At 42.6% G+C, this 24,046-nt stretch carries 23 protein-coding genes and 2 pseudogenes; 3 read left to right on the plus strand and 22 right to left on the minus strand.

Annotated elements, in window-relative coordinates; genetic code table 11:
* Positions 1-46: 46 nt before the first annotated feature.
* On the minus strand, positions 47-259 hold the full coding sequence (locus C3V36_07955) for a conjugal transfer protein (protein ID AVM69181.1): 213 nt from the start codon (positions 257-259) through the stop codon (positions 47-49).
* Positions 260-281: 22 nt separating this feature from the next.
* The gene (locus C3V36_07960) at positions 282-899 is read right to left on the minus strand and encodes a TetR/AcrR family transcriptional regulator (protein ID AVM69182.1); all 618 of its coding nucleotides are present in this window, start codon (positions 897-899) and stop codon (positions 282-284) included.
* A 359-nt stretch (positions 900-1,258) separates the two neighbouring features.
* On the opposite strand from C3V36_07960, the gene C3V36_07965 reads away from it, so the two are divergent.
* The 3 genes from C3V36_07965 to C3V36_07975 all read left to right on the plus strand — a co-directional run bounded on the left by C3V36_07965 (position 1,259) and on the right by C3V36_07975 (position 3,339).
* Positions 1,259-1,588: a plasmid mobilization relaxosome protein MobC gene (locus C3V36_07965; protein AVM69183.1), complete on the plus strand. Its 330-nt coding sequence runs from the start codon at positions 1,259-1,261 to the stop codon at positions 1,586-1,588.
* Complete coding sequence (locus tag C3V36_07970) at positions 1,549-2,892, plus strand: endonuclease (GenBank protein AVM69184.1); 1,344 nt, start codon at positions 1,549-1,551, stop codon at positions 2,890-2,892. Before C3V36_07965 ends, C3V36_07970 begins: the two co-directional genes overlap by 40 nt.
* A 114-nt stretch (positions 2,893-3,006) precedes the next feature.
* Entirely contained in the window at positions 3,007-3,339 is a 333-nt protein-coding gene (locus C3V36_07975) for a hypothetical protein (protein AVM69185.1), read from the plus strand.
* A gap of 186 nt (positions 3,340-3,525) precedes the next feature.
* Here the strand turns inward: C3V36_07975 and C3V36_07980 are convergent, their stop codons facing one another.
* The 20 genes and pseudogenes from C3V36_07980 to C3V36_08075 form a co-directional block, all read right to left on the minus strand.
* Positions 3,526-3,891, minus strand: a complete 366-nt coding sequence (locus tag C3V36_07980; protein AVM69186.1) for a conjugal transfer protein — start codon at positions 3,889-3,891, stop codon at positions 3,526-3,528.
* The gene (locus C3V36_07985) at positions 3,888-4,094 is read right to left on the minus strand and encodes a conjugal transfer protein (GenBank protein AVM69187.1); all 207 of its coding nucleotides are present in this window, start codon (positions 4,092-4,094) and stop codon (positions 3,888-3,890) included. The genes C3V36_07980 and C3V36_07985 overlap by 4 nt, the downstream gene beginning before the upstream one ends.
* Position 4,095: 1 nt before the next feature.
* Complete coding sequence (locus C3V36_07990; protein AVM69188.1) at positions 4,096-6,948, minus strand: hypothetical protein; 2,853 nt, start codon at positions 6,946-6,948, stop codon at positions 4,096-4,098.
* Between the two features lie 111 nt (positions 6,949-7,059).
* Positions 7,060-9,150 (minus strand): DNA topoisomerase III, encoded by a 2,091-nt coding sequence (locus tag C3V36_07995; GenBank protein AVM69189.1) that lies wholly within the window; start codon positions 9,148-9,150, stop codon positions 7,060-7,062.
* A 12-nt stretch (positions 9,151-9,162) separates the two neighbouring features.
* Positions 9,163-9,346: pseudogene (locus tag C3V36_08000) on the minus strand (hypothetical protein).
* A complete protein-coding gene (locus C3V36_08005) occupies positions 9,343-10,011 on the minus strand; it encodes a DUF4366 domain-containing protein (GenBank protein ID AVM69190.1) in 669 nt (222 codons plus the stop codon). The pseudogene C3V36_08000 and the gene C3V36_08005 overlap by 4 nt, the downstream one beginning before the upstream one ends.
* Complete coding sequence (locus C3V36_08010; protein ID AVM69191.1) at positions 10,001-10,255, minus strand: DUF4315 domain-containing protein; 255 nt, start codon at positions 10,253-10,255, stop codon at positions 10,001-10,003. The genes C3V36_08005 and C3V36_08010 overlap by 11 nt, the downstream gene beginning before the upstream one ends.
* 25 nt (positions 10,256-10,280) lie before the next feature.
* Positions 10,281-12,185 (minus strand): CHAP domain-containing protein, encoded by a 1,905-nt coding sequence (locus C3V36_08015; protein ID AVM69192.1) that lies wholly within the window; start codon positions 12,183-12,185, stop codon positions 10,281-10,283.
* A complete protein-coding gene (locus C3V36_08020) occupies positions 12,182-13,099 on the minus strand; it encodes a DNA cytosine methyltransferase (protein ID AVM69193.1) in 918 nt (305 codons plus the stop codon). Before C3V36_08020 ends, C3V36_08015 begins: the two co-directional genes overlap by 4 nt.
* Positions 13,096-15,501, minus strand: a complete 2,406-nt coding sequence (locus C3V36_08025; protein ID AVM69194.1) for a conjugal transfer protein TraE — start codon at positions 15,499-15,501, stop codon at positions 13,096-13,098. Before C3V36_08025 ends, C3V36_08020 begins: the two co-directional genes overlap by 4 nt.
* Entirely contained in the window at positions 15,458-15,853 is a 396-nt protein-coding gene (locus C3V36_08030) for a PrgI family protein (GenBank protein ID AVM69195.1), read from the minus strand. Before C3V36_08030 ends, C3V36_08025 begins: the two co-directional genes overlap by 44 nt.
* A 16-nt stretch (positions 15,854-15,869) precedes the next feature.
* Positions 15,870-16,406: a DNA methyltransferase gene (locus C3V36_08035; protein AVM69196.1), complete on the minus strand. Its 537-nt coding sequence runs from the start codon at positions 16,404-16,406 to the stop codon at positions 15,870-15,872.
* A gap of 27 nt (positions 16,407-16,433) precedes the next feature.
* Positions 16,434-17,303, minus strand: a complete 870-nt coding sequence (locus C3V36_08040) for a hypothetical protein (GenBank protein AVM69197.1) — start codon at positions 17,301-17,303, stop codon at positions 16,434-16,436.
* A gap of 11 nt (positions 17,304-17,314) precedes the next feature.
* Positions 17,315-17,413: pseudogene (locus tag C3V36_08045) on the minus strand (conjugal transfer protein).
* Positions 17,414-17,565: 152 nt separating this feature from the next.
* A complete protein-coding gene (gene ltrA / locus C3V36_08050) occupies positions 17,566-19,425 on the minus strand; it encodes a group II intron reverse transcriptase/maturase (protein ID AVM69198.1) in 1,860 nt (619 codons plus the stop codon).
* 722 nt (positions 19,426-20,147) lie between these two features.
* Positions 20,148-20,279: a hypothetical protein gene (locus C3V36_08055; GenBank protein AVM70481.1), complete on the minus strand. Its 132-nt coding sequence runs from the start codon at positions 20,277-20,279 to the stop codon at positions 20,148-20,150.
* 153 nt (positions 20,280-20,432) lie between these two features.
* Complete coding sequence (locus C3V36_08060) at positions 20,433-22,208, minus strand: conjugal transfer protein TraG (protein ID AVM69199.1); 1,776 nt, start codon at positions 22,206-22,208, stop codon at positions 20,433-20,435.
* A complete protein-coding gene (locus C3V36_08065; GenBank protein AVM69200.1) occupies positions 22,205-22,687 on the minus strand; it encodes a PcfB family protein in 483 nt (160 codons plus the stop codon). The genes C3V36_08060 and C3V36_08065 overlap by 4 nt, the downstream gene beginning before the upstream one ends.
* 33 nt (positions 22,688-22,720) lie before the next feature.
* Positions 22,721-22,942 (minus strand): hypothetical protein, encoded by a 222-nt coding sequence (locus C3V36_08070; protein ID AVM69201.1) that lies wholly within the window; start codon positions 22,940-22,942, stop codon positions 22,721-22,723.
* A gap of 12 nt (positions 22,943-22,954) precedes the next feature.
* Positions 22,955-23,872, minus strand: a complete 918-nt coding sequence (locus C3V36_08075) for a helix-turn-helix domain-containing protein (protein AVM69202.1) — start codon at positions 23,870-23,872, stop codon at positions 22,955-22,957.
* Positions 23,873-24,046: the final 174 nt, after the last annotated feature.

Here is a 24,046-nt window from a genome sequence, read left to right on the forward strand (position 1 = left end):
TCAAAAGAATAAGCCGATAATCTGTCATGTGATTTACACAAACAAATTATCGGCTCTGCGTCTTAGCGTCTGGCACTACTGATAATCGTATTTTCATGTTGTCAACATTTATCAAACATTCCTGTTTGCATTTAGGGCAAAATATTGGAAAGTTCTTCAATGAAGTGTCTGCCCGTATCTTTGTTCGCGTTCTGCATTTACAAAAGGGACAGTGTATCCATCCGCTTTCGTCCACACAAAATTCTTCTGTCTTCTGCATTTCCTTCGCACCTTCTTTCCTCCTATTTTCGGTAATATTCCTTCCAGCCATTCCCATAAAAAGCACGCAGCTCATTGATATAATTCTTTGCTTCTTCCATCGGCATATCGTGAATCACTACTTCAAAGATACCAGAGTAAAAAGCACTGGAAACAACGTGTAAGAATCCATCTGTAATTCGCCCTTCCGCCAGAGCTTTACTTTTAACTTGAATCAAGAATTTCTTTGTGCAGTCCGTATCCAGTTCTACCAATCCTTCTAAAAATTCCTGATAATAGTTTCCCGGCGCTCTGGTAATCAGCAACTTAAATTCAAAAAAATATTCATAAATATATGCGATCATCTCTTCAAAACCACGATCTGAATGTTCCATAAGTTTTTCGTTCTGCTCGCGCTCCGTCAAAGAAGAAAAACCATTTAATAATTGTCGCAATAATTCTTTCAGACCTTCAGCCGCCGGTTCCACAAGAAAGCGGAACAATCCCTCTTTATCTGAATATCGCGTATATATCGTGCTGGTACTGACACCTGCATTTTGGGCAATCGTTCGTATGGAAGCATCTGCATAACCCTTATTTAAGAATTCTTCTTTTGCACAGGCAATAATTCTTGCGTCAAATCCTTCAATCCTACTTGCCATTGTTATCGCCTTTCTATATAAAACAACGTATTAAAAACATTGTTTTTATTATAGCACCGTACTACGTTAGAGTCAACTAACAAGTTGAATGTTCTCAAAATAAACACAAACTCACAAAATAATTAGCAACCTTACAAATAGATATTTTGCACTTATTAAAGAAGTCAGTATACTTTATAGTATTTTGGTCAAAAACAACTTTTTATTGTTGTAGGGATTAAGGAATAAGAAGAATAGCAAGCATAGGAAAGGGGTACCCTTTCCGTATTTTCAACTCCTTGCACCATTAGTGCATAGGCTGAAAATTGCTTGTTGGGAAGTATCCCAAACCCTCTATGAAAACGGAAAGGAAATTCACCATGAATAACAGAAAAAGAAATGTGCAGATTAAATTTCGTGTGACGAAAGAAGAACGATCCTTGATTGAAGAAAAAATGAAACAGGTGCCTACAAGAAATATGGAAGCGTACCTTCGGAAAATGGCGATAGACGGATATATCATTCAGGTCGATCACAGCGATATAAAGAAAATGACGGCAGAGCTTCAAAAAATCGGGATCAACATCAATCAGATTGCAAAGAGAGCTAATGCCACAGGAAATGTGTATCAGGAAGATATAGAAGAAATCAAAGGAGCCTTAAAAGAGATATGGCGGTTACAAAGATTAAGCCTATTAAAAGCACATTAAAAAAAGCCCTTGAATATATCCAAAACCCTGATAAAACCGATGATAAAATGCTCGTTTCCTCCTTCGGATGCAGCTATGAAACCGCAGATATTGAATTTGAATTTACCTTATCGCAGGCACTTGATAAAGGGAATAACTTAGCCCATCATCTGATACAGTCCTTTGAGCCGGGAGAGGTCAGCTTTGAAAAAGCCCATGAGATCGGAAAACAGCTTGCGGACGCTGTAACAAAAGGTCAGTATGAATATGTCCTAACCACTCATATTGATAAAGGGCACGTCCATAATCACATCATTTTTTGCGCCGTCAATTTCGTGGATTATCACAAATATAATTCCAACAAAAGAAGCTATTACGGGATCAGAAATATCAGTGACCGTTTATGTTATGAAAATGGATTGTCGGTTATTACTCCGGAAAAAGGGCGAAAAGGGAAAAGCTATATTGAGTATCAAACGGCAAAGACAGGTACAAGCTGGAAAGGAAAGCTGAAAGAAGCGGTTGATCTTCTGATTCCTCAGGTAAAGAATTTTGAAGAGCTTTTAGAGAAGCTTCAAGCTTCCGGCTATGAAATAAAACGCGGGAAATATATATCTTGCAGGGCACCCGGACAGGAGCGATTTACAAGATTGAAAACGCTGGGAGCCGATTATACGGAAGAAGCAATCAGAAAACGGATTGCCGGAATAAAGAGCCGCGCTGTAAAGAAATTGACACAGGAGAACGAAATATCTCTACTGATTGATATTGAAAACAATATCAAGCTGCAGCAGTCGGCAGGCTATGAGCATTGGGCGAAAATCCATAATCTGAAACAGGCTGCAAAGACAATGAATTTTCTTACGGAAAATAACATTAGGCAGTATGAGGATTTAATCAGTCGAATAGATGAAATCGTCCTTGATAGTGAGCAGACAGCAGATAACTTGAAGCAGGTGGAAAAGAAGCTTTCCGATATGTCTGTTATGATAAAAAACATCTCAACCTATCAAAAGACAAAGGATATTCACAGAGCATATATCAAGGCAAAAGATAAGGAAGCATATAGAAATGAGCATGAAAGCAGTCTGATTCTTTATGAAGCTTCCGGAAAGGCTCTAAAGGATGCAGGTGTTACGAAACTTCCGGATCTTACTGCATTACAGAAAGAATATTCTGCCCTGCAAAAGAAGAAAGAAGCCATATATTCCGACTACGGAAAGCTGAAAAGGAAAGTAAAGGAATATCAGAAAATCAAGCATAATGTTGATACGATTTTACAAAGAGAAAATACAGGCAAGGAGCATACAAAGACCCTTGAATGATTCTTCTTGTGGATGGGTAATCAACTTCATGGTATGATATAGCTAATTAAAAAACGGGAAAGACAAGATATTTAAGGACAGAAAGCAGTTCCCTAACGAAAAGGAGCTGATATTATGACGCGCGGAGAAATATGGAAAGATTTTTTCAAGAAAGTAATAGTACCTGTTTTGCTGACAGCATTTCTCTTTTATTGGGGAACGAAGATATTTACGCAAAACGGAGAAACAAACTATTTCTATGTATGGCTGTTTTGCGGCGTTCCTTTCGGTATCAGAAGAATGTTTTTATGGCTGATTCCGATAAATCATGACTTTACTGCAACGGTGGGAATATTTGCCGTAAATATCATAGCAGGCGGATTGATCGGCTGCATTGTGATTGTCTGGCAGCTTCTCGTTGCGACGTGGTATATTCCGCTTACGATATACAGACTTATAAAGGAATAACGGATTTTCGGACATAAAAAATACGGACGCAGCGGCCACAAATTCATGGCTGCCGCATCCGTTTTTCTCTTGAAATTTTTCCTTATGTTACGCAGTTAAACCTCGTTTTTAAGGATTTAGGTATGAGTCCCTGTCATACGCTGAAATGCTTCTAAAAAGCAAGGTTTTATAAGGCATTTGCACCCTCTATTTCGTAACAAGGCTCCGTTTTTTTCTCATGCGCTCTGCCGCCTGTTTTCTTGTGATTTTCTTTCTGCAATCGGGGCAATATTTCGCATTGTTGGATTTTGATGCAAAAGGCATCCCGCATACTGTGCAGCGGCGTTTTTCCTCCGGTGCGTAAAGCTCTGCAAAAAGTTCTCCGTCAAGAGGAAGCACCGCATCTGAAAACCAGCGGCAAATAAGCGAACAGGATATAAGCTGCGGACAATGGCAGGCTTCCCCGTCATCAAGTAAAATGCAGTTTCCGTTATCAAAGTTACAGCATTCTTTTCTTACAAGGCGATTGACACGCTTTACCTGCTTAGGTGAAAGCGGCTTTGTTTTTCTCATATTTCATCGGCAGGATCAATGGAAAGCGCGGCAAATTCCTGATCGGACAGGCTGTTTACCTTTTTGACCGTGCGCTTTGCAAGCTCCCGCATATCAGGATCCATAAAGGAAAGTGCAAATGCAATCTTCTCCGTTACTTCCTCCTTGGTTTCGCCTCTGTAAATGCTTAACAAATTCATTTCTTCAACTGTAAAAGGATTCATGCTATACCTCCAATTCATGATTTTTTATTTTCGTGTTATGTTTTTTCTGTTCAGACTGTTTCTTTGCTTCCTTTAGCTGCTCCCTGATAGACGGCTTTTTCTGGGGCTCTCCGGTGCTGCGATTTTCCGCTTTAACCGCCTTTGCAAGCTCGGTAAGGGAAATGGCTTCTCCCGCCTTTATCTTTTGTTCAAGCTCACTTACGGTAGGCGCATTCGGAGTATTGTTGATAATCCCGTCAAAATTATTGTCGTTTTGCTCTACTATATCCTCCACATGCTTTAAGTAATTTTGCGGTTTCAGAAATTCCGGTGCATCCTTGTAACCGAAACGGTCAACATAGTGGGCGCTGTCCTTTCCGTCCTTATGAAGCACGACCACATCGGAAACGGAAAGGCTATGTCCGTAAAAATCCTTTGGATGATCGATATTAAAACGGGTGTAAATATCTTCAAGGGAAAGTCCATTTGTAAGCTCCGCCTCATATACCTTGACATAGTTATCCGTATTAAGTACCTGTCCCGATTCTTTTAAGCGGTCGTAGGATTCAAATTGAAGCTCTCTTGTTTTTTCTCCACGCTTTAGCTGATAAATCCGAAAGGTGTCTTTTTCAGGCTCGGAATTTTCAGCCTTTGCATAAAGCTCTTTTATCTGTCCGTTTGTGAGCTTGCCGGACTGCACCTCATCTAAAAGCTTCTTGCATTGCTCCTTTGTTCCGCCATATAAAAGCTCGGACTGTGCCTTTCCGTTTTCCTTTACGATATAGGCTTCAAGGCGAAAGTTTTTCATGCTGTCTTTTTCAGCAGGATCTTCCAGCACCTTGTAGATATATTCCGGGGCAGCTTTAATGCTGTCTTTCTTTCTGAAATTTCTTTGAAGCTCTATTACCCGTTCTCCCGTAAGGGGCTTTATGCTGCTGACAGCATCCGCCGCATAAATTGCATTGGAATTAAGCTGCCTTTGCCATGCTGAAGCCTTCGGCGACCAGCGAAAGCCGTTTGCCTTTAACTCATCTCTGATTTTGCCGTCCGGCTTATCGTCAAAGAAAAGCTGCAGGCGGTTATCCTTTACATTGATTTCGGCTCTGCCTCCCGCAAACTCCCAGCCGGTATAAAGCTCTTCCTTATTTACGGAAAGGCTTTGAATACGGTCTTTAATTCTTCTGATTTCCGAATTGTTGTTGGAAAGTGTCCATGACGGATAGGGCTTATCATGAACGCCTCTGATTTCCATTCTTGCCTTTAGCTTTTCGATTGCTTCGCTGTCAAGCTCCGGGCAGCCCTCAAGGCTTTTATGCTTTCGGTAGTAGGCGTTGACCGCTTTCATGGTTTCCTGTGCCTTTGTCAGTTTTTCAAGCTTTGCATTCAGTTTTTTTACAGCGTCCGGATCGTCTGCACTGATTCCGCCCATTCCGGTGCTTCTGATTTTTTCAAGAAGTCCTTGAATTTCTTTCCATTCTCCATAGTTTTTATCACGGGCGGCGTTTTGCTTTTCCTTTTTCCGTGTGGGGAAATTGGAACCTCCCGCAATCAAGACAGAGGGAACGCGGGCATCGATGGCAAATCCGTTATTCATATTTGCTGCAAGCTTTTTTGAGTAGGTATCAAGCAGGGCGTCGATTTTGTTATGAAAGGACGGATCAACTCTCTTTTTCTGATTTTCAGCAATTTCCGCCGCCTGATCCACAAGGCTTTTATATTCAAGGGTTGCACTTCCCGGCGTGTAGCCCGCAAAGCTGTTCATTTCCTTTGCCCTCTTTGCCGAAGCCTCATTGATGGGATAATACCTTACTTGTGTGCCTGCATCCCTTTCCTGTGAAGCTTCTTCCTGTTTTTCTTCCTGCAGGGAAGGCTCTGCTTCCTTTTCCGTAAGCTCATTTTCTTTTGTCCTTTGAAGTTCCTTAAAATGCTCGTCTATGCTGTCGATAAGTTCCGATGCGGCAAGGCGGATGGTTTCAAGAGAGCCTTTGAGTTCTGACAGTTCCTTTCCGCTGCTCCAGCCTGCAACATATCCGAAAGAATAGTCGGAGGTATCAAGCCCGTAGTGCCGGCATACCGTATATGCGATACTTTCCGCCTCAACCTCGCGGGTACGCTGATCGAGGCGATTTTCCTGTTTTTCTTTCGGCGCGTTTAAGTCAATATCATAAAGCTTTGCATGGGCGATTTCGTGAATGGCGGTCTTTAATGTTTGCAGCTCGCTCATGTTATCGTCAATGGCAATTCTTTTTTCTGCAAGGTGATAGTAACCGTGGGCGCTTCCCTCGATATGCTCAAGGGCAATCGGAACAGGGGATGCCTTTTTCAGTGCCGTAAAGAAGTCCTCATACTGCGACACATCGCCGGTCAGCTCATTTACTCCGATAGAGGGAATCTCTTTTCCTTCCGTCTGCGATACATCAAAGACAGATACCACCTTGTAGGCCGGGATGGTGATTTCCCTTTCTTCGGTAACTGCCTTTCCGTCCGCTCCCATAACAGGCATATTGGTTTTCGGATCAAGCTTTTCCATTTCCTGCTTTACCTTAAAGGGTGCAGGAGCGATAATGCGGATTCCTTTTTCTCCTTTTTTGACCGTTCTTCCGTGGCTGTTTTTCCATGCACTAAAGCCTGCAATCAGAGAAGCGTCGGGCTTTTGCAGAGCAATCAGCATGGTATTATTAAAGCTGTAATGATGAAACTTTGATATGACGCGAAGATACTCCTTGTACCTTTCGCTTTCAAAAACTTCTAAAATCCCTTGCTCCAAACGATCCGTGATTTCCTTTAGCCTGTCCTTTTGATTTTCAGAGGTCAGGACAATGGGTTGAACTTCTTTTGTTTCTTCCGTTATTTCCGTTTTTTCCATATATGGCATAGTTTTTCTCCTTTCGTTTTTTTAAGGGCCCGGGACTATCCCGGAAAGCAAAAATCTCCGCCGCCGCATCTGCGGAAAACGGAGATTTTTTACGGAAAGGGTACCCCTTTCCTATGCTTGCTGTTCTTCTTTTTTCTTCCTCTCTATCTTAATACGATAGTTCACATACTTATCTCCGGTATCATAAAGAACGACATTTCCGTCATAGGTTTTTCCTGTCTTGTGAGAGTAGATGTTTTTAATCTTTGCCTTTTTATCTTTCAAAAGTGCAGAAGCTATCTTTTGAGTAAAGGTGATTTTCCTGCCCTCAAAGAAGCGGTCGTTTTTCCACATGGAGAAGAGGCAATCCCTGTTACTGCAATAGTAATTTTTCTTTCCCTCATAAACGGGACTTTTACAGCGCGGGCATAAGCCGATTACCGTTTTTTCCTGCTTGAAAAGTTCTGCTTTTACTTTTTCGGCGTCTGCTTTTTCTACAAGCTCTTTTGTCAAGGCTTCTATCTTTTCCATAAAGCTGTCCGCCTCCGTTTCTCCCTTTGCAATCCTTGAAAGCTCATTTTCCCATTCGGCTGTAAGAAGCGGAGAGGTCAGGGCTTCGGGAAGTACGGAGATAAGATTCATTCCGTCTTTGGTCGGGATAAGCTGTTTTCCTTTTCTTGTAACAAAGCCTGCCTTAATGATTTTTTCAATTACGCCTGCACGGGTTGCAGGAGTACCTAAGCCTTTGCGCTCTGCATCCTCTGTTGTTTCCTTGTTTCCTGCACGCTCCATAGAAGATAGAAGCGTGCTTTCCGTGTATGCCTTCGGCGGAAGCGTATCATGCTCCGTAACTTTTATCGGGAAGCTGTCAAAGCGTTCTCCCTCACAAAATGCCGGAAGCTCTTTTTCGTTTTCTTTTTCCTGCTTTTCTTTTACGCTCATAAGAAAGAATCTTTCTATTTCTTTCCAGCCGGAAGAAAGCACCGTTTTTCCCTTTGCTGTAAAGGTATGATCCTCGCAGCTAAATGTAGCCGTAACCGTTTCATAGACATGAGAGGATGCGGAAGCCATAAGAAGCCTTGCACCTGCAAGAAAGAGAATGTTTCTCTCACTTTCGGGAAGCAGGGAAAAATCCGTTTTTTCAAGCTCCATTGTAGGAATCACGGCATGGTGATCCGATACCTTTTTGCTGTTAAGAAGCCTTGTAATCTCCGGTGTAAATTCTATGCTTTGCATAAAGGAAAGCTTTGAAAGAAGCATGAGAATAACCTTATCCGCCGTTTCTTTCATATCGTCCGTCAGGTAATTGCTGTCCGTTCTCGGATAGGTTAAAAGCTTCTTTTCATAAAGGCTCTGCGCAAGGTCAAGGGTCTGCTTTGCGGTGTACCCGAAAATGCGGTTTGCTTCCTTTTGAAGTGCGGTAAGATCAAAGAGCTTCGGCGGCAGCGCTTCTTTTTTTTCAGAGGTAATAGAAGTGCAGACTGCCGTTTTTCCTTTGCAGGATGTTGCTATTTTTTCTGCCGCTTCCTTACTTGAAAATCTATCGCTTACAGCTTCCGTACCGTCTAAAACAAGGTGCACATGGTAATACTTTTCTTTCTTGAAATTGGTAATCGCATCGCTTCGATCCGCAAGTATTTTTAAGGTCGGGCTCTGCACCCGTCCTACATTCAAGGTATGGTTATATAAAAGGGAAAAGAGGCGGGTTGCATTGATTCCGACAATCCAGTCCGCTTTTGCTCTGCACAGGGCGGACTGATAAAGGCTGTCATAGTCCGCTCCGTCTTTCAGGTTTTCAAAGCCTTTTCGGATTGCGCTTTCTTCCATTGAGGAAATCCACAGCCTTTTTACAGGCTTCTTGCAACCTGTTTTTTCCATAACAAAACGGAAAATGAGTTCTCCCTCGCGTCCGGCATCGCAACTGTTTATAACCTCGGTAACATCCTTTCTAAAAAGAAGTGCCTTTAGAATAGAAAATTGCTTTTCCTTATCCTTTGATACGGTAAGCTGCCATGTTTCAGGCAGGATGGGTAAGGCTTCAAGGCTCCACTTTTCATAGCACTTTCCATAACAGGACGGCGCGGAAAGCTCTGCAAGGTGTCCGATGCACCAAGACACAAGAAAGTCCTCGCTTTCCATATATCCGTCTTTTTTCGTTTCGATTCCAAGTGCGGACGCAATCGCTATTCCGACACTCGGTTTTTCACATATAATAAGTTTCATATCTAATCCTTTCTAAAGCTCCGGTTCGCTTTTTTCTTTTATTTTCCTGATACAGTAACCTATGCATGGGGACTTTCCCCTGTAAGGGCAGTTCGCATTTTAAGGAAAAGGAAACGGGCGGCTCTTTTTCAGGCCGCCCGCATTTCGGTTTTTCCGTCATCAGTCGTTCATAGATACTGTCTGTAAACCATGTCATAGTGTTTCATCCGGCTCTGCTTCTTCTAAAGTTTCCTCGCCGTCCTCGTTATCATCCTCTATAAAATCGTCCTCATAGTCCTCAAAGTCGAACTCGTCAAGGTCGGTCGTTCCCTTTATATCCTGCTTCGGTTTTAGGAACTTAAAATAATAGAAGGCTCCGCCTGTAAGTCCAAGAATGAGAATAAGGGATAAAGCGATCATGCCGGCAGGATTCTTTTTCTCCGATTTTTCTTCTTCCTTTGGTTTTTCCGTCTCCGGCTCTTTCTTTTCCTCCTCTTTTGGAAGCTCCGGCTTTGCGGTCAGGCTGCTTTTTTCGTCAATGATAGAGAGCAGATCCTTTTCATCCACCTGATTTAAGAAATGAACCGTGTTTTCTCCCTGCGCCGCATGGTCGATTACAATATAGAAGTAATTTCCTCCCTTGCTTTTTACAATGATAAATTCCTTATCCTTTGCGGCATATCCCTTGACATTATCCACAAGACTCATGTTGCCGTCAGGAGTAAGGGGCGTTTTTTCTTCTTTCTTTTCCTCTGTTTTTACATTGCTGTCATTGGTAGCTTCACCGCCGCCGTTTGCATAAGCGGGAATAGAAAAGCCGCCCATAAGGATCAGGGCGGCAAAGAGAGCTGTCGTTATTCTCATCAAAATTTTATTCTTCATTTTCTATATCCTCCATATACTCATTTTCATCTGCAGACATATCAGCAGGAATCACGCCTTTGGCTAAAAATTCTTCAAGCTCTGCAGGGGTCATGTGAAGCGACCTTACCATTTGCACGATTTCAAGGTTTTCCGCCTCTGTTTTCTGCATCTCAAGTCCTTTCAGCTTGTTCTGATATTCCGTGATTTTCTCACGGGTCTTTTTGATCTCGTTTTCGATTTTCAAGATTTTTCTGTTTGCCATAAATGTTTTCTCCTTTCATTTTTTGTTAATCCCAGTTCATCAGGCCATAGCCTTTAATATAGCCGGAATTTAGGTCATAGCTTTTAATCTTGCAGGCATCGCCTGAATTTCCTTCAACGGTATAAACACGGCTTCCGTCCGTTCCAATGACAATTCCCACATGATCCGCACCGCCGTCACCGTCCCAGTCAAAGAAAATGGCGTCGCCCGGTGCAATGTTTTTGTAGCCTCGGTTTCCCCATTGACCATGAGAGGTAAACCACGGAACGCCCTGCGACTGACAGCCTGCAAAACGCGGCTCGCTTTTTCCAGCCTTGTGATAGCACCACGATACAAAGCAGGCGCACCATTCCACACGTCCGTTAAAGCCGTACCAGCTCCAATAAGGATAACCGCCTACATTTCCGACCTGCTTTTTTGCAAGATTTACAAGCTCCGGATTTCCGGGGCGGGTGCCGTTTACAAAATGAACGCCGCTTAAATCCTCCGAAGCACTGCCGTCAGGGGAACCTCCGCCAAAGACAAGGGGTTTGTTTCCGCTGGTTTCAAGGTAGACACGGTACATTTTAAGCTGCTCTTCATTCAGTATTTCCTTTGCAATATCGGAAAGCGGCATCGTTTTCAGCTTTACATGAAGAATGTAATAGTTGTATGGGACTTCTTCCTCTGTGGTTTCTCCGGTGTCCGGATCGGTATGGGTTTCCGTTTTGTAGCGCACCTCAATTTCTTCCTTAAGAGTAAAAGAATACTGCTCTGTGAAAATTTTCTGTAAGTCAGCCTGCACTTTGGAAAGGGTATAGCTTTGGTGTTTTGCCGTAAGAATAGAAGCAAGCTCATGGGGATTATGTCCGATACTGTCAAGCTCATATTTGTACTCGTCATAGCCGGGATGATTCTTTTCCACCTTGTCGATTTTTCCCTGCAGCTCATTTTCCATAGCAGCATAGGCATTTTCTACCGCCACAAGATCGCTGTCCTCGGATGTATAGCTTGTACCTAAAATCCCGTTTAAGCCTCCCGATAAAAGAGAGGAGCAGGACGATAAGCCGGTAAAGATCAGAATGAAGATTAAAAGCAGGGAAATGATAAGGGCAAGCCCTCGTCTGTGGCGTATGATAAAAGAGCCTGCCTGTTTTATCTTTTCTGCGGATGTTTTTGCCGCCTTTGCCGCACTCTTACCTTTTTTACGAAGCTCCGCCGCATACTTTCTTTTTAGCTTCCTTTTCTGCCACATACGGCTAAAGGGATTTGCAGATGAAAGATTCGGATTTTCATACATGGTTTTTTTGTAAAAGTATTTTGCATTTGCTTTCTCTGCGGCTTTCTCCGCTTTCCTTGCCTTGCGGTAGGGCTTTAGCCTCTGATTTCTGTAATTTTCTCTTGCCTTTCTTACGCTGAATCTTCCAAGTATTTCTGCGGCTTTTTCGGTTTTGTGGGCTGCTTCAACGCCTGCATTGTCATGCTCCGTTTCATGGATTTTCTTATGCACAAAAGCGCCTGCTTTATTAAGGGTAGGAGAAAGAGGATTTGCAGACTTACCGGAGACTATGGGCTTTTCCTTTTCTTCAAAGTGAAGCCTCGTTTTTCCTTTGCCTGTTTTTTCATCAAACTCCCGCTCAAAGGAAAGACTCTTTTTCTTTGGTATTTTATCCCTTGCCTTATCCAGACGGTCCGCCGCCTGATCGGATTTTTTGATATACCTTTGAAGCTCCGGGATATTTCTTTCTTCCTCGGTAAAGGTAAGCCTTGAGGATTTTCTTTTCGGCATTTCCTTATCCGATATAGGATTTTGGGGAATATCATTTTCGGGATTTTCCTGAATCCTTTTTGATATATTTTCCGTTTCTCCGGTTGTCATATTTTCTCTTAAAAGTCCGTCCCGGCTCATTTTCTGCCTGAACTTATCACGGGGCTTTAGCGGTTCTTTCAAAGTGCATCACCTTCCTTTCCTGAAAAGACGCAAGCGCTTTTGCAGCGTCCAAGCTCAATATCCGCAATGTATTTAAGTATCGGGTAAACCTGCGCGGGAACGACGGCATTGCCCAGTGCCTTTAAGCGTTTTACCCTGTCTTTTTTATCCTCTGTAAGCCTCGGAATATCCGTAGGCTCCGTTATCCAGAGGAAATTTCCGTCCATGCTCGCGGGAATCCCATCAGCCACTCTGCCCACTCCGGATTGAAGCGAAGATTGGGATCGGCATCCTTTTCCAGATAATAGATTGCCTCCGAAAGATTCGCCGACCAGTGCCCCGTTTTCTTCTTTCTGCGAAAGGAGCCCGCAGGAGATAGGACTACCTGCGGCACCTTTGGGCGCGTTCCCGTGTCGGAAGCAAGGGGCGTAGGAAACATCTGCCCCCACGATAAAAGTTCGCTTGCGTTCATGCCACGCGCCGACGCTGCAAGCAGGAAGTACGAATGTCCAAACGGCATATCCCGCTTTCTCCAAGTCAAGGATCGTTTTGTTGAGCCCCATATTGATGAAGTTAGCAACATTTTCGCCAAGCACGAAACGGGGCTTAAGTTCTCTAATAACTCTGCACATCTGCGGCCAGAGATAACGGGGGTCTGTAAAGCCCTTCTTTGCTCCGATGGCGGAAAAGGGCTGACACGGGAAGCCTCCGGATATGAGGGTAATGCTGTCTTGTCCTGTTTTTTCAATAAATGCCTCCTTTGTAACTGTGGTAATATCCTGAAAACGCGGAACATCCGGCCAATGCTTTTTTAATACGGCAGTCGGAAAGTCCGCCCATTCGCATTTACAAACAGTAGAAAAGCCTGCGGCCTCCGCCGCAAAGTCGATTCCTCCGATTCCGGTAAACAGGCTGAAATGCGTCAGTTTCTTCATTCGCTGCTCACTTCCTCCGGCTTTGTCGTCATGACCTTGTAGAGCTTTGTATATTTCGGGAAGTGATCTACAAATGGCAGGATCACATTTCCGTAAAAGAGAAGTCCTTCGCCGGATTCCGTATGGGTTACATATTTCATCTGCTGTGGAGAAATATTAAGCTGCTTTGCAAGGATATTTCTGTCGCTTACCGCCTGATTAAGCATCAAGACAAAGTCGCTGTTTTCAAAGATATTTTCCACTTCTCTGCTGGATAAAAGATCCTTTACATTTTGAGTAATCCCTGTGGGAATACCCGACCACTTCCTGAAACGCTTCCAGATTTCAACGCTGTATGCTGCGGTCTGTTCCTCACGGAGCAGAAGATGAAATTCGTCCATGTAGTAGCGGGTTGCTTTCTTTTTTGCTCTGTTTATGGTTACGCGGTTCCAAATCTGATCCTGCACGATTAACATTCCAAGCTTTTTTAGCTGCTTTCCAAGGCTCTTTATATCAAAGCAGACAAGGCGATTATTAAGCTCTACATTGGTTCTGTGATTAAACACATTAAGAGAGCCTGTTACATAAAGCTCAAGGGCTGCCGCAACTCTTGCAGCTTCCGGCTCCGGCTGTCTTAAAAGCTCCTCATAAAGATCCCCTAAAATAGGCATCCTTTCAGGCACGGGTTCTGCAAGAAACTCCCTGTAAACCGTTCTTACTGCACGGTCGATGACCGTTTTTTCCACAGGTGCAAGTCCTTCCTTTCCTCCGACTACAAGCTCACAAAGGGAAAGGATAAAGTCCGATTTTAGGGCAAGGGGGTTATCATCCTCGCTGTAATTTAAGTTTATATCCATCGGGTTGATATATTCTTTACTTGTTGGAGAAATGCGGATGACCTGTCCTAAAAGGCTGTTTACCAAAGGGGCATACTCGGCTTCGGGATCGGATATATAGATGTCATCGTCCGTAATTAAAAAGGCGTTTGTAATTTCACGCTTTGCCGCAAAGGATTTACCGGAACCGGGCGTTCCGAGTATCAGGCCGTTGGGGTTTTTAAGCTGCTTTCTGTCGCATAAAATCATGTTGTTTGAAAGAGCGTTAAGCCCATAATAGAGGGCTTCTCCGCCCTGAAAAAGCTCCTGCGTGATAAAGGGAATGAATACAGCGGTGCTTGAGGTAGTAAGCCCTCTTTGGATTTCAATTTCATTTCTTCCAAGCGGAATACTTGACATCAGGCCTTCCTCCTGCTGAAAGTCAAGACGGGTTAAGGCACAGTTATATTTCTGTGCGATTCCTGCGGCGGCGAACACATCGTTATCCAGCTTTCTTTTACTATTCGCCATATTCACCACTAAAAAGGTAACAAGAAACATTCTTTCGTTTCTGCTCTGTAAATCCTGCAACAGATTTTTCGCTTCGCCTCCGTAGGTGGCAAGGTCGGACGGGATAATATCCATGTCATAGCCGCTTCTGACGGCTTTTTTCTGCTCGTCAATTTTCATCTTGTCAAGGTCGGTGATTTTTCTTTTAATCGTCTTAATTGCCTCCGCCTGATCGATGCTTTTGATATGCAGGTTTACGATCATTCCCGTTTCCAAATCCAAAAGGTCGGATAAAATGCGGTCGTTTAATTCCGGCGCCAAGATTTCAAGAAAGCTCACCGCGCCAAGCTTACTACCCATGCGAAAGGTTCTTCCTTCTCCGAAGTAAAAAGAGGACGGTGCGATAAAATCCTTTGTCGATAATCCCGACGGAACAAGATAGTCCCAAGAGAAGAAAAAAGGCTCTCCCTCCGGGTGAAAGATGCCGTGCATGGTTTTCAGCCTTTCATAGCCGTTCATGGAATGGGCACTTACACCAAGCACCTTAAAATTGTTTAACATATCCGTTTCAATGCGGTTAAGCCTTGCCTTTGCCGCATTCATATTTTCCGCTTCCACGCTGAATGTTACGAATTTCAGCTTTACAAGACCGTTGTTTCCTTTGGAAAGCTGATTAGAAAGCATTGTCTGATACTCGCTTCTTATGGACTGAAAACCATCCTCACGCATTGGAATTTCGATTGCGGCCTTTGCTTCTCCGCGGCTTCCCTGATTGATAAAGGAAAGCTGCACATCCACAGAGGAATCAAAGTAGTTTAGAAAGTCGCACCAGTTTTCAAAGATAGCGGTTTTTTCATCCGCACCTGCAAGCTGATAATTGATGTCGGAAAAATAAATGCACTTGCTGTATCTGTTTTCTGTTACTCTGCATATCCCGTCCGGGTGCATGGAAAGATAGGGGATGCTCTCCTGCGAGGAAGAAGCCTTTTTATCCGGCTTTGCTTTTCGGATAAGCTCCGCAATCTGCTTTTTCTCACTTCTTGTCAGCTTTCTTTTATTTTTGACGCTGTTTTTTTCCTTTGTTTTGTCCTTTAACAATATGAAATACCTCCTTTTCAAGTTCTCGCTGCCTTATGAGCAGGGCATAATAATTTCTCGTCCTGTAGGGACGCTCTTTCTTTCTGATAAACTTTGTCTGCACGATATGCTTTAGGACGACCTCAAGGGGCTGTCCGTGCTTTTCGTACATGGCAAAGAGAAAAAAGGGAAGCATCACTAAAATCATGAAAAATGTCGCAAGGCTTGTTCCTGTGCTTCCCTTTAGGAGAAAGAAAACAGGCAGCCCTGCGATTAAGGCTGCCGTAAAGCAAATGATCTGCCTTTTTGTAAGATTAAAGGCAACCTTTGTTTTGACCTTTGTTAAGTCCTTTGGTACGGGTACATATGCCATAAAAACCTCCTTTCCGTTAAAGCGTAATACTGCTTTTTACTTCGTTTCCCCATACATCCCAGCCGGGACTTTCTTTTCTTGCAAAAAGCTCTATTTTAGGAAGATCTCCCATAAGGGCAACTATGTTTTCCCTTGCTTTCTCCGGCTTTTTGCTGTGTGCTTCAATGGGGCTTACGATAAGCTGATGAACATTTTTCGCCTGCCTTTTGGGATGACCTTTTGTTGCAAGAAGGCAGATTTCCGCATTTCCTCTTGTCCAAAAGCCAAGCCCGTAAAACCATGTTTTCGCTTTTTTATTTGTTTTTAGCCATACGAAAGCAACCGTCTTATACTGAAAGCCCCATGCTTTGATTAGCTGCAGGGCTTCTTTCAGCTGCGGGAAAGTCGCCCATAAAAAAAGTGCGCAGTCCTTTTCCGCGATTTCAGAAACAGGAAGTGCACAAAGCTTTTCTATGCTCATGGTTTTGTAGTGATTTTCCGCCGCACCTTGTACCTTGCTTCGTTCGTACTTCCACGGCGGATCGGCATAGATAATATTATATTTTTTACTGATTGTTCTGATCCCTCCTTTACATTAGGGCTAATGTGCCCCGAAAATTGATTTTGAAATAGCACTTGATTTTAAGAGCATAAAGCAAAGCAGCACGGTATATGCCGCAAGAGAAAATATCGCGGTATGCAGGTTGTCCGATACGGTCATAGCCTTTACCAAGACAGCATATATTCCGACGCATACCATGATTAAAAAGCCCTGAAAACCGAGTGCGAATAAGCTTTTCAGATAGTTGTTTCCGATCTGTCCCCATTCTTTATTTGTCATAGTGGCAAATGGAATCGGGGCGACGGAGCAGACTAAATAGATCTCTATCATTCTGCCGTAGATGACAACGGTAATAAAAACGGACATGATTTTCATAGAAATGCTCACAAGTCCGGTTTCTATGGAAAGCCGTAAAAGCTCCGGTATTTCCATGTCCTTCAGCTTTCCTTGTAGTGCGGTAAGAGAGGATGCCACATCAATGCTTGTGTCCGAGCTGATAACGCCGGATGCGCCCGATACAACGTGCTGCGCCACATCGAATACCGCCATGGTAATATCAAAGGTATGGGTAACGATAAATACCGCTACCCACGCCTTGAAAAACCACTTAAAAAACATAAAGGTGTCCAACTCGTGCAGATTATTTTTATCAATAATCATGCTGATCAGCTCGTAGCAAAGAACATAGGTAATGACAAGCCCCGCAATGGGGACGATCACATTTTCCGACAAGGTTTTTATCATGGAAAATACGCTGCCGTTCCAGCCCTGCGGGGTCTTGCCTACCTCTGCCGCTATGGTTCCTACCTTTTCGTTGACATCTCCGAACAGAGCTTCAAGATTTCCCTGAATGGATCCAATTAAAATTTCCTTGATCCATTCATTGATTGCATCAAGTATGCTCTGCACCTTTTACCTCCTTATCCGAACAGTCCGCGAAGAAGCGGAACAAGGGTTGTACCGATAAGGGCAACGCCTCCTCCTGCCATAAGCTGCTTGATTCCCTGTGATTTAGCGCCCGATAGTGATAGGTAATCCTTTGATTTTATCTCCGGATTTTCCCCCACTTCACACCGTGCATGCGACTTTCACCGCACACGGCGTTCCATCACAAGAAAGATTTTCACGTTTTAACTAAGACTTACACACTTCGTAACAAATTATTTTTTCTCTAAATTAGTGGCAATTCTGCCATTTTTCTAAGCTTATTACATTTCTCAATCTGCTTGACTGTTAACCCAAGCTCTTTTATATATTTTTGGATTGTATCTTCTTTTGTTGCATGGATGAGTATATGAACTGCTTCCGTAACAAGAATTAAGTTGCTGTAACTGTCTGTACCGCCTTGTTCAAGCGGTATCTTGTGATGGCAATGTATATCGTTTGGTATAAGTTTTACACCTGTTACTCCACATCTGCCATATTGAGCTGCAAAGAGCGAGATTCTGTTGTCTGCAAACTCTATACTTTTATCAAGCACAGGGTGTTTCATCAGCCAGACAAGTGTATCTACATCAATTTGTAGATTTTTATGAATGAAAGCTCTGCCCTTTACAGTGTATTTATTTACAACCTTTTTCTTGTGTTTTGCGTCCTTTGTCCTTATATATCCCACCGGAATTAACGGATATCCATTAAGGAAGCGAAGCTGTTTACTTTTTCCATATTTTTCTTTGACAAATCCTTTGTTTAGTGTTCCACTGGTTTTAATATCAAGTCTGTTGTTCATCTGCTTTTTAATGTGAAAGGCTATTTTAGTAAAGTCCAAACTCACGTTTGTTGCTATTTGGTAATAATTATGCAAGCCTGAAACAGTGGCATTATACTTAGCTATTGCTTTGTACTGCTCCTTTTCATTTGCAGGTCTTTTTATATCCGCAACACATTTAGAAATATTTTCTTTTGCCTTTTTCAGTGCCTTATCACTTATATGCGACTGTACAACAAACTTTTTGCCTTTTGGTTTAACCTTAAGCTTGAAGCCTAAGAACTCCGAGTACCTTTGTTTTAGATTTGTTATTTTAGATTTTTCTTCACTTACATTTAGTTTTAATCTGTCTTGCAACCATTTTGTAACTGCCTGATAGGTTCTTTTTGCATCGTAGTAATTACGGCAAAATATCTTGAAATCATCGGCATACCTTACAATGTATATTTCTTTCAGGTTGCTTGTTCTTAAAGCTCTGTAGGTATGGCTTTTTATCTCTGTTCCTTGACTGTTCGTTCTCTGTTTATATGGATAATGAGTGGGCATTGTCAGCCACTGGGAGGACACCCACCAATCTAATTCGTTCAAGACTACATTAGATAGTAGCGGTGATAATATTCCGCCTTGTGGTGTTCCCCTTGTTGGTGTAATTACCTCTTTATCGGGCATAACAATATCTGCTTTCAGCATTTCCTTAATGATACAAAGTAACTTTTTGTCTTGGATTCCCAAATTCCAAAGCTGCCTTATGAGCTTTGCATGATATACATTATCGAAAAATCCTTGTATATCAATATCAACCACATAATGTAAGTGCTGTATCTGCATTAGTCTTGCACATTCTGCGATTGCATGTTCCGTACTCCTGTTAGGTCGAAACCCATAGGAGCTGTCATGAAACTTGGCTTCACATATCGGCTCCAATATTTGCAAGATACATTGTTGTACAATTCTGTCTACAATAGTCGGTATTCCTAAAGGTCTTATTTTCCCATTAGGCTTTAGTATCTCCACTCTCTTTACAGGGCGTGATTTATACCAATGAAACTGTTTTTGTATGAGAGAAATGTATTCTTCTTCATTTAGCCTTGATAGATGTTTTATTGTTCTGCCATCTACTCCGGCTGTATGACTGCCTTTGTTCCCTTTGATACTGCGATAGGCAAGTTTTATATTTTCTCTTGAAGTTATCAACTCCATTAAATTTGAAAATATTTTATTCTTACTACTATCTTCATATAAATCATCAAGGACTTTTTGCAAGTCATAGTATTCCGTATAACGGATTTTGCTTTGTTTCAGTGTTTGTTTCGAAGTGGACACAGTCACCATCTCCTTTCGGATTTGATTTTCTTTGTCATACTCGAAGCTGTGTTTGTCTTAATTTCAGTTCTTGTACTTTCCTGTGACTGGTGGCTATCCCTCCACGAACTTATTATTTTCGCTTCATAGGTACTGTGCCACCGCTTTCACCAAAATAAAGAACGGTTATATGCCGTTTTTACAGTCATTTTCCCATTCAACACTTCATTAGCATTAGACTGCTTCCATGTTCCTGGCTTACCACGTTCCGACAATCTTATCTTTGAATACGTTTAGGGTCTTCCTCTAAGCCTGTGTTTAGCTTTCGCCATATCGCCTGTAACGATATATGGATTTTCATAACAACCATTCTTACTCATCCACAAACACCCCATCTTTGATGGGAATTGCCGTTAGGCAAATTCAAACGTTTAGACTTGTACATTCGGAAGTACGTCAGTGCTTTGGTATACACATTCTCACCATGCGTATTCGACACCCGACATATAGGTAGCACCGTCCACCTCTGAACAGCTTTCGTGTCTGATATGAAATATCAGTCTTACGGCTACTCTCTGCCGACTTCACCGAGCTTTTGACAATGAAATAGTCTAATATTCATTGCCAATCGGAGTATCAGTGTAGGCATTTCAGGGCGTTACCCCATCATTCTACCTATCAGATTGTCAGTTCTCCTAAGTTTTGAACTTTATGTCCTTTGACTTAGTGCATAAGCTTTTCACCTATGAACGTGTCGCACGGTTATCGTTCCCATATCCTTCCAAAAGGTTTACAATGCCCCAGATTCCAAGGCCTGCGCCAAGTGCGATAACAAGTGTCTGTAATACTCCGACTGCTGAATTAAAAAATCCCATAGATTCATCCTTTCTGCCGATACCTCGGCTAAACATAATTTTTGCTGTTTCCCTCATAAAAAAACCGCCGGATTCGGCGGATAAGCATTCAGGCATCAGGTGCCCGCGCTCTATATACTGCTGTCTTATATATCAAGCTTTTTCCTCCTTCTTTTATTCTTCCGTTAATTTTTCCGCATCGATTTCATAGTAGTCAAAGACTTCATTTTGCCTTACGATAGCGGGGCGGCGTTTTATATATCTTTCCGCATCAAAAGAGTTTTTCTTGTCATAGTCGGAAAGATATTTGTAATTTGGGTGAGCTGTAATATCGTACTTATCCGAAAAGAACGGTCTTACGCCTCTTATTTGCAGGATGCATTTTCCTCCGTCCATTACCGCAATCTCATCCTGTGTCATAAGCTCTTTACCGAGCTTTTGGTAGTTCAGCCCGTGAGATAATTCCCGACCTCTTGTTTCAGAGGTGTTAAAGCTGTCGATGGTTTCCTTACCGAGTATTTCAGATACGTCCTTTAGTGTTGTTTTTTCCTTTCCTCCAAGAAAGAGGAAGCTGTCGCAATTTCCTGTGATGGTGTCCGCATTTTCCTTATAGATTGCTTTAAGCTGGGACTGGGACTGCAAAATAATAGAAGCCGATATTTCACGGCTTCTAATGGTGGCAATCAGTTTTTCAAACTTTGGAATCTGCCCGATATTCGCAAATTCATCAAGTAGGCAGCGTACATGAACAGGCAGCCTTCCGCCGTACACATCGTCCGCCTTATCGCAGAGAAGATTAAAAAGCTGAGTGTAAAGAATACTTACAACAAAGTTAAAAGTATCATCGGTATCGCTTATGATAACAAAGAGGGCTGTTTTTCGATCCCCTATGGTATCAAGCTCCATTTCGTCCTTTTCAAGAAGCTCCCTAAGCTCTCGGATGTCAAAGGGGGCAAGACGGGCGCCGCAGGAAATTAATATTGAGGATCTTGTTTTTCCGGCAGAAAGAAGAAACTTCTTATACTGCCTTACCGCAAAATGCTCCGGGTCTTTTTCCTCCAATCTCTGAAACATAAGGTCAACAGGGCTTTGAAACTCCGGATCGTCCTCCCTTGCTTCCGATGCGTTTATCATTTCAAGAAGCGTGGTGAAATTCTTTTCTTCCTCCGGCGCTTCATAGAAGATATATCCGATCAGGGCAGAGTAGAAAAGGCGTTCTGATTTCGTCCAGAAGTCCTCAGCGGCTTTTTCACCGTCGCCTTTGGTGTTCATGATGATTGTGTTTACCAGCTTCAAAATGTCCTTTTCACTGCGAAGATATGCAAAGGGATTGTACCGCATGGATTTTTTGAAATTGATGGTATTAAGTACCTTTATCTTATATCCACCTCGCTGCAGGAGCTTCCCGCAGGAGAGAAGCAGCTCGCCTTTGGGGTCGGTAACCACATAGGAGCTGTGCATCTGCATCAATGACGGCTTTACAAAAAATCTCGTCTTTCCGCTACCGGAGCCTCCGACCACAAGAATGTTTTTGTTTCTTGCGTATTTGGGATTTTTCGGACGGCTATTCATGGTAATGCACTCCGTTTTGGTAAGAGGAATGTTGTTCCTAAATACCGGATCAATATATGGTTTTATGTCTTTTTTATTTCCAAAACGGGCTGATCCGTACTCTGTACCTTTCCTGTATTTTTTTGCATTTTTTCCTTTCACATAGACAGCAAAACGAATGAGTGCAGCCGCTATAACTCCGATAAAAAGATCGGATAAGTGAAAGCTGATAAGGGGAGAAGAAAAGGCTTCTGTAAGTCCTTCAGGAAAATGGAGAAGCTTTATTCCCATATCTATTCCGTATGATAGACGAAAGCCTTGTGCTATCTTGTCAAAGAGATAGACAAAGAACAGATAAGGCAGATGCAGTAAAATTTGTTTCTTTGTTTCTTCCGTCATCTCTCAATCCCCCTGTCCTTATGTTTTACGATATCTCGTCCTTTGTTGATTGCCTTCGCCTGCTCCTTAAAGGCGGAAAGCACTTTTCTTATAGAGGGCAGCTTTTCCCTTGACAATTTCTTTTGTGAAAACTCGGTAAATGCCGCCTTTAGAACATCCGCATCCCGACCCTTAAAAAATACAAGGTGCCGGGGCGGCGAAGTGCTGCTGTCTTTTTTCAGTGCAAAGTCGATTCCGTATTTCTTTGCCGTCGCTTCAAAGGCTTTGATATTCTCATCTGTGATTTCAATGTTGGAAACGCCGGCGTTCTGCTTCATAAGTTGTTTTAGGCTTTGCTTTCCGTGGGGAAGCTGCCGCCTTGCTTCTTGCTTTTTCATCTCCGCAAGGAAAAGCTTTATCGCCTTTTGTAACAGCTTTGCCGTGATTTTTCCACCCTTGATATATAGGGCGATCACTTTTTCGTTCATTTCATCCTGCAAATGTCATCCTCCTTTCCTATAAGCAAAGTTTTCTCACTCCTTTATTCTTACGCGAAGCCCGTTTAACTCTCCGCGGATTCCTTTCAAATACCATTCATCGCTTTTGTTTATGTCCATCTCGGTTTTTTTCCATTTTCCATAGGCAAAGACTTCAAGCTGATCTCCGGGATAAAGACCTCCTAAATAGTCTTTTAGGTCAAAACGGATGTCGTAGCGGTCACGGTATTCGTCAAAAATAAGGGTTCCCTGTTTCATAAATTTTCTCCTTTAGAAGTCATTTCCTCCGTACATATCGTGATTGACAAGTGCGGTGTAATAGTTTCCGATTGTGGACGGAGCATTGAAAAGCACCGCTTTTAGATACTGCTTGATGTTTCTTACCTTTGTGGTATTTTCCTGCATACAGTCAAGGACAAATTCAATATGGCTGCTGTTAAGTTTCATGAATTTTGCCTTTACAAGCTCCGCCGGGTATTCATCACCTGCAATTAAGATTTTCTTTCTTTTGCTGCATACGGTTTCAAGAATGAGGTCAAGGATTTCATCAATTCGATCACGGTCAAGTCGTTTTGCGTTTATGAGGTGTTCATACTCGATATTGTCCTTGATAATTTCCTCATAGATTTTGTATGCGTCTTTCTCATCCGTTCCTTTCTTTTCCGGTAAAGGCTCCTGCTCACGCAAAGGAGAGGGGACAGGGGAAAGGATAGGAATGGAATCGGTATTTAATCCATCTTTATTTTTTTCTTCTTTTTTTGATAGATCCGTATTTTGTATATCTTTATTTAATTGCATTGGATTTTCCGATGTCGGATTATCCGCTTTCGGTTTTTCCAATATCGGCTTATCCGATGTTGGATTTTCCAATACCGGCTGGTCTAATACTGGACTAATCGGCTGCTCATAAATGGTGTAGGTAATGGCTGTCATTTTTCCTTTTTCATCTCTGCCTTGCGTTCTCGTGATATATCCCGCTTTTTCAAGTTCTAAAACTGCTGTACGAATAGCATCGATGCTTTCTTTGTTGATATGGGATAGTCCTGCAAGGGTATAGTCCCAGTTTTCCGGAAGCGACAGCATTTGAGAAAGTAAGCCTTTCGCTTTTAGTGTCAGTTCCTTGTTTCGCAGGTGGTGATTGCTCATGACGGTATAGCCCCTGTTTTTCTCTACTCTGAAAACTGCCATGATTTCTGCTCCTTTCGTTTTTTATTTGTTACGCAGTTAAAGGGCGATTTTGAAAGAAAAGGTATATTGCCCTTACTTTGTCAAAACCGCCCTCAAAAAGCCTTGTATTTCAAGCCTGTATATGCTTCAACTTCGTAACATGGACATGAAAAAAGCGGTGTCCTTATGCTTCCT

This window comes from Lachnospiraceae bacterium oral taxon 500 (genome assembly GCA_002999035.1).
GTDB lineage: Bacteria > Bacillota > Clostridia > Lachnospirales > Vallitaleaceae > W11650.

What these genes read in the sequence shown, in the direction of transcription:
- C3V36_08075 (AVM69202.1), bottom strand. Translation starts at nt 23,872, where the DNA reads ATGGCAGTTTTCAGAGTAGAGAAAAACAGGGGCTATACCGTCATGAGC.
- C3V36_08070 (AVM69201.1), bottom strand. Translation starts at nt 22,942, where the DNA reads ATGAAACAGGGAACCCTTATTTTTGACGAATACCGTGACCGCTACGAC.
- C3V36_07975 (AVM69185.1), top strand. Translation starts at nt 3,007, where the DNA reads ATGACGCGCGGAGAAATATGGAAAGATTTTTTCAAGAAAGTAATAGTA.
- C3V36_07980 (AVM69186.1), bottom strand. Translation starts at nt 3,891, where the DNA reads ATGAGAAAAACAAAGCCGCTTTCACCTAAGCAGGTAAAGCGTGTCAAT.
- C3V36_08020 (AVM69193.1), bottom strand. Translation starts at nt 13,099, where the DNA reads ATGAAGAAACTGACGCATTTCAGCCTGTTTACCGGAATCGGAGGAATC.
- C3V36_07985 (AVM69187.1), bottom strand. Translation starts at nt 4,094, where the DNA reads ATGAATCCTTTTACAGTTGAAGAAATGAATTTGTTAAGCATTTACAGA.
- C3V36_07970 (AVM69184.1), top strand. Translation starts at nt 1,549, where the DNA reads ATGGCGGTTACAAAGATTAAGCCTATTAAAAGCACATTAAAAAAAGCC.
- C3V36_08055 (AVM70481.1), bottom strand. Translation starts at nt 20,279, where the DNA reads ATGGGATTTTTTAATTCAGCAGTCGGAGTATTACAGACACTTGTTATC.
- C3V36_07995 (AVM69189.1), bottom strand. Translation starts at nt 9,150, where the DNA reads ATGAAACTTATTATATGTGAAAAACCGAGTGTCGGAATAGCGATTGCG.
- C3V36_07990 (AVM69188.1), bottom strand. Translation starts at nt 6,948, where the DNA reads ATGCCATATATGGAAAAAACGGAAATAACGGAAGAAACAAAAGAAGTT.
- C3V36_08010 (AVM69191.1), bottom strand. Translation starts at nt 10,255, where the DNA reads ATGGCAAACAGAAAAATCTTGAAAATCGAAAACGAGATCAAAAAGACC.
- C3V36_07960 (AVM69182.1), bottom strand. Translation starts at nt 899, where the DNA reads ATGGCAAGTAGGATTGAAGGATTTGACGCAAGAATTATTGCCTGTGCA.
- C3V36_07955 (AVM69181.1), bottom strand. Translation starts at nt 259, where the DNA reads ATGCAGAAGACAGAAGAATTTTGTGTGGACGAAAGCGGATGGATACAC.
- C3V36_08030 (AVM69195.1), bottom strand. Translation starts at nt 15,853, where the DNA reads ATGGCATATGTACCCGTACCAAAGGACTTAACAAAGGTCAAAACAAAG.
- C3V36_07965 (AVM69183.1), top strand. Translation starts at nt 1,259, where the DNA reads ATGAATAACAGAAAAAGAAATGTGCAGATTAAATTTCGTGTGACGAAA.
- C3V36_08005 (AVM69190.1), bottom strand. Translation starts at nt 10,011, where the DNA reads ATGAAGAATAAAATTTTGATGAGAATAACGACAGCTCTCTTTGCCGCC.
- C3V36_08060 (AVM69199.1), bottom strand. Translation starts at nt 22,208, where the DNA reads ATGACGGAAGAAACAAAGAAACAAATTTTACTGCATCTGCCTTATCTG.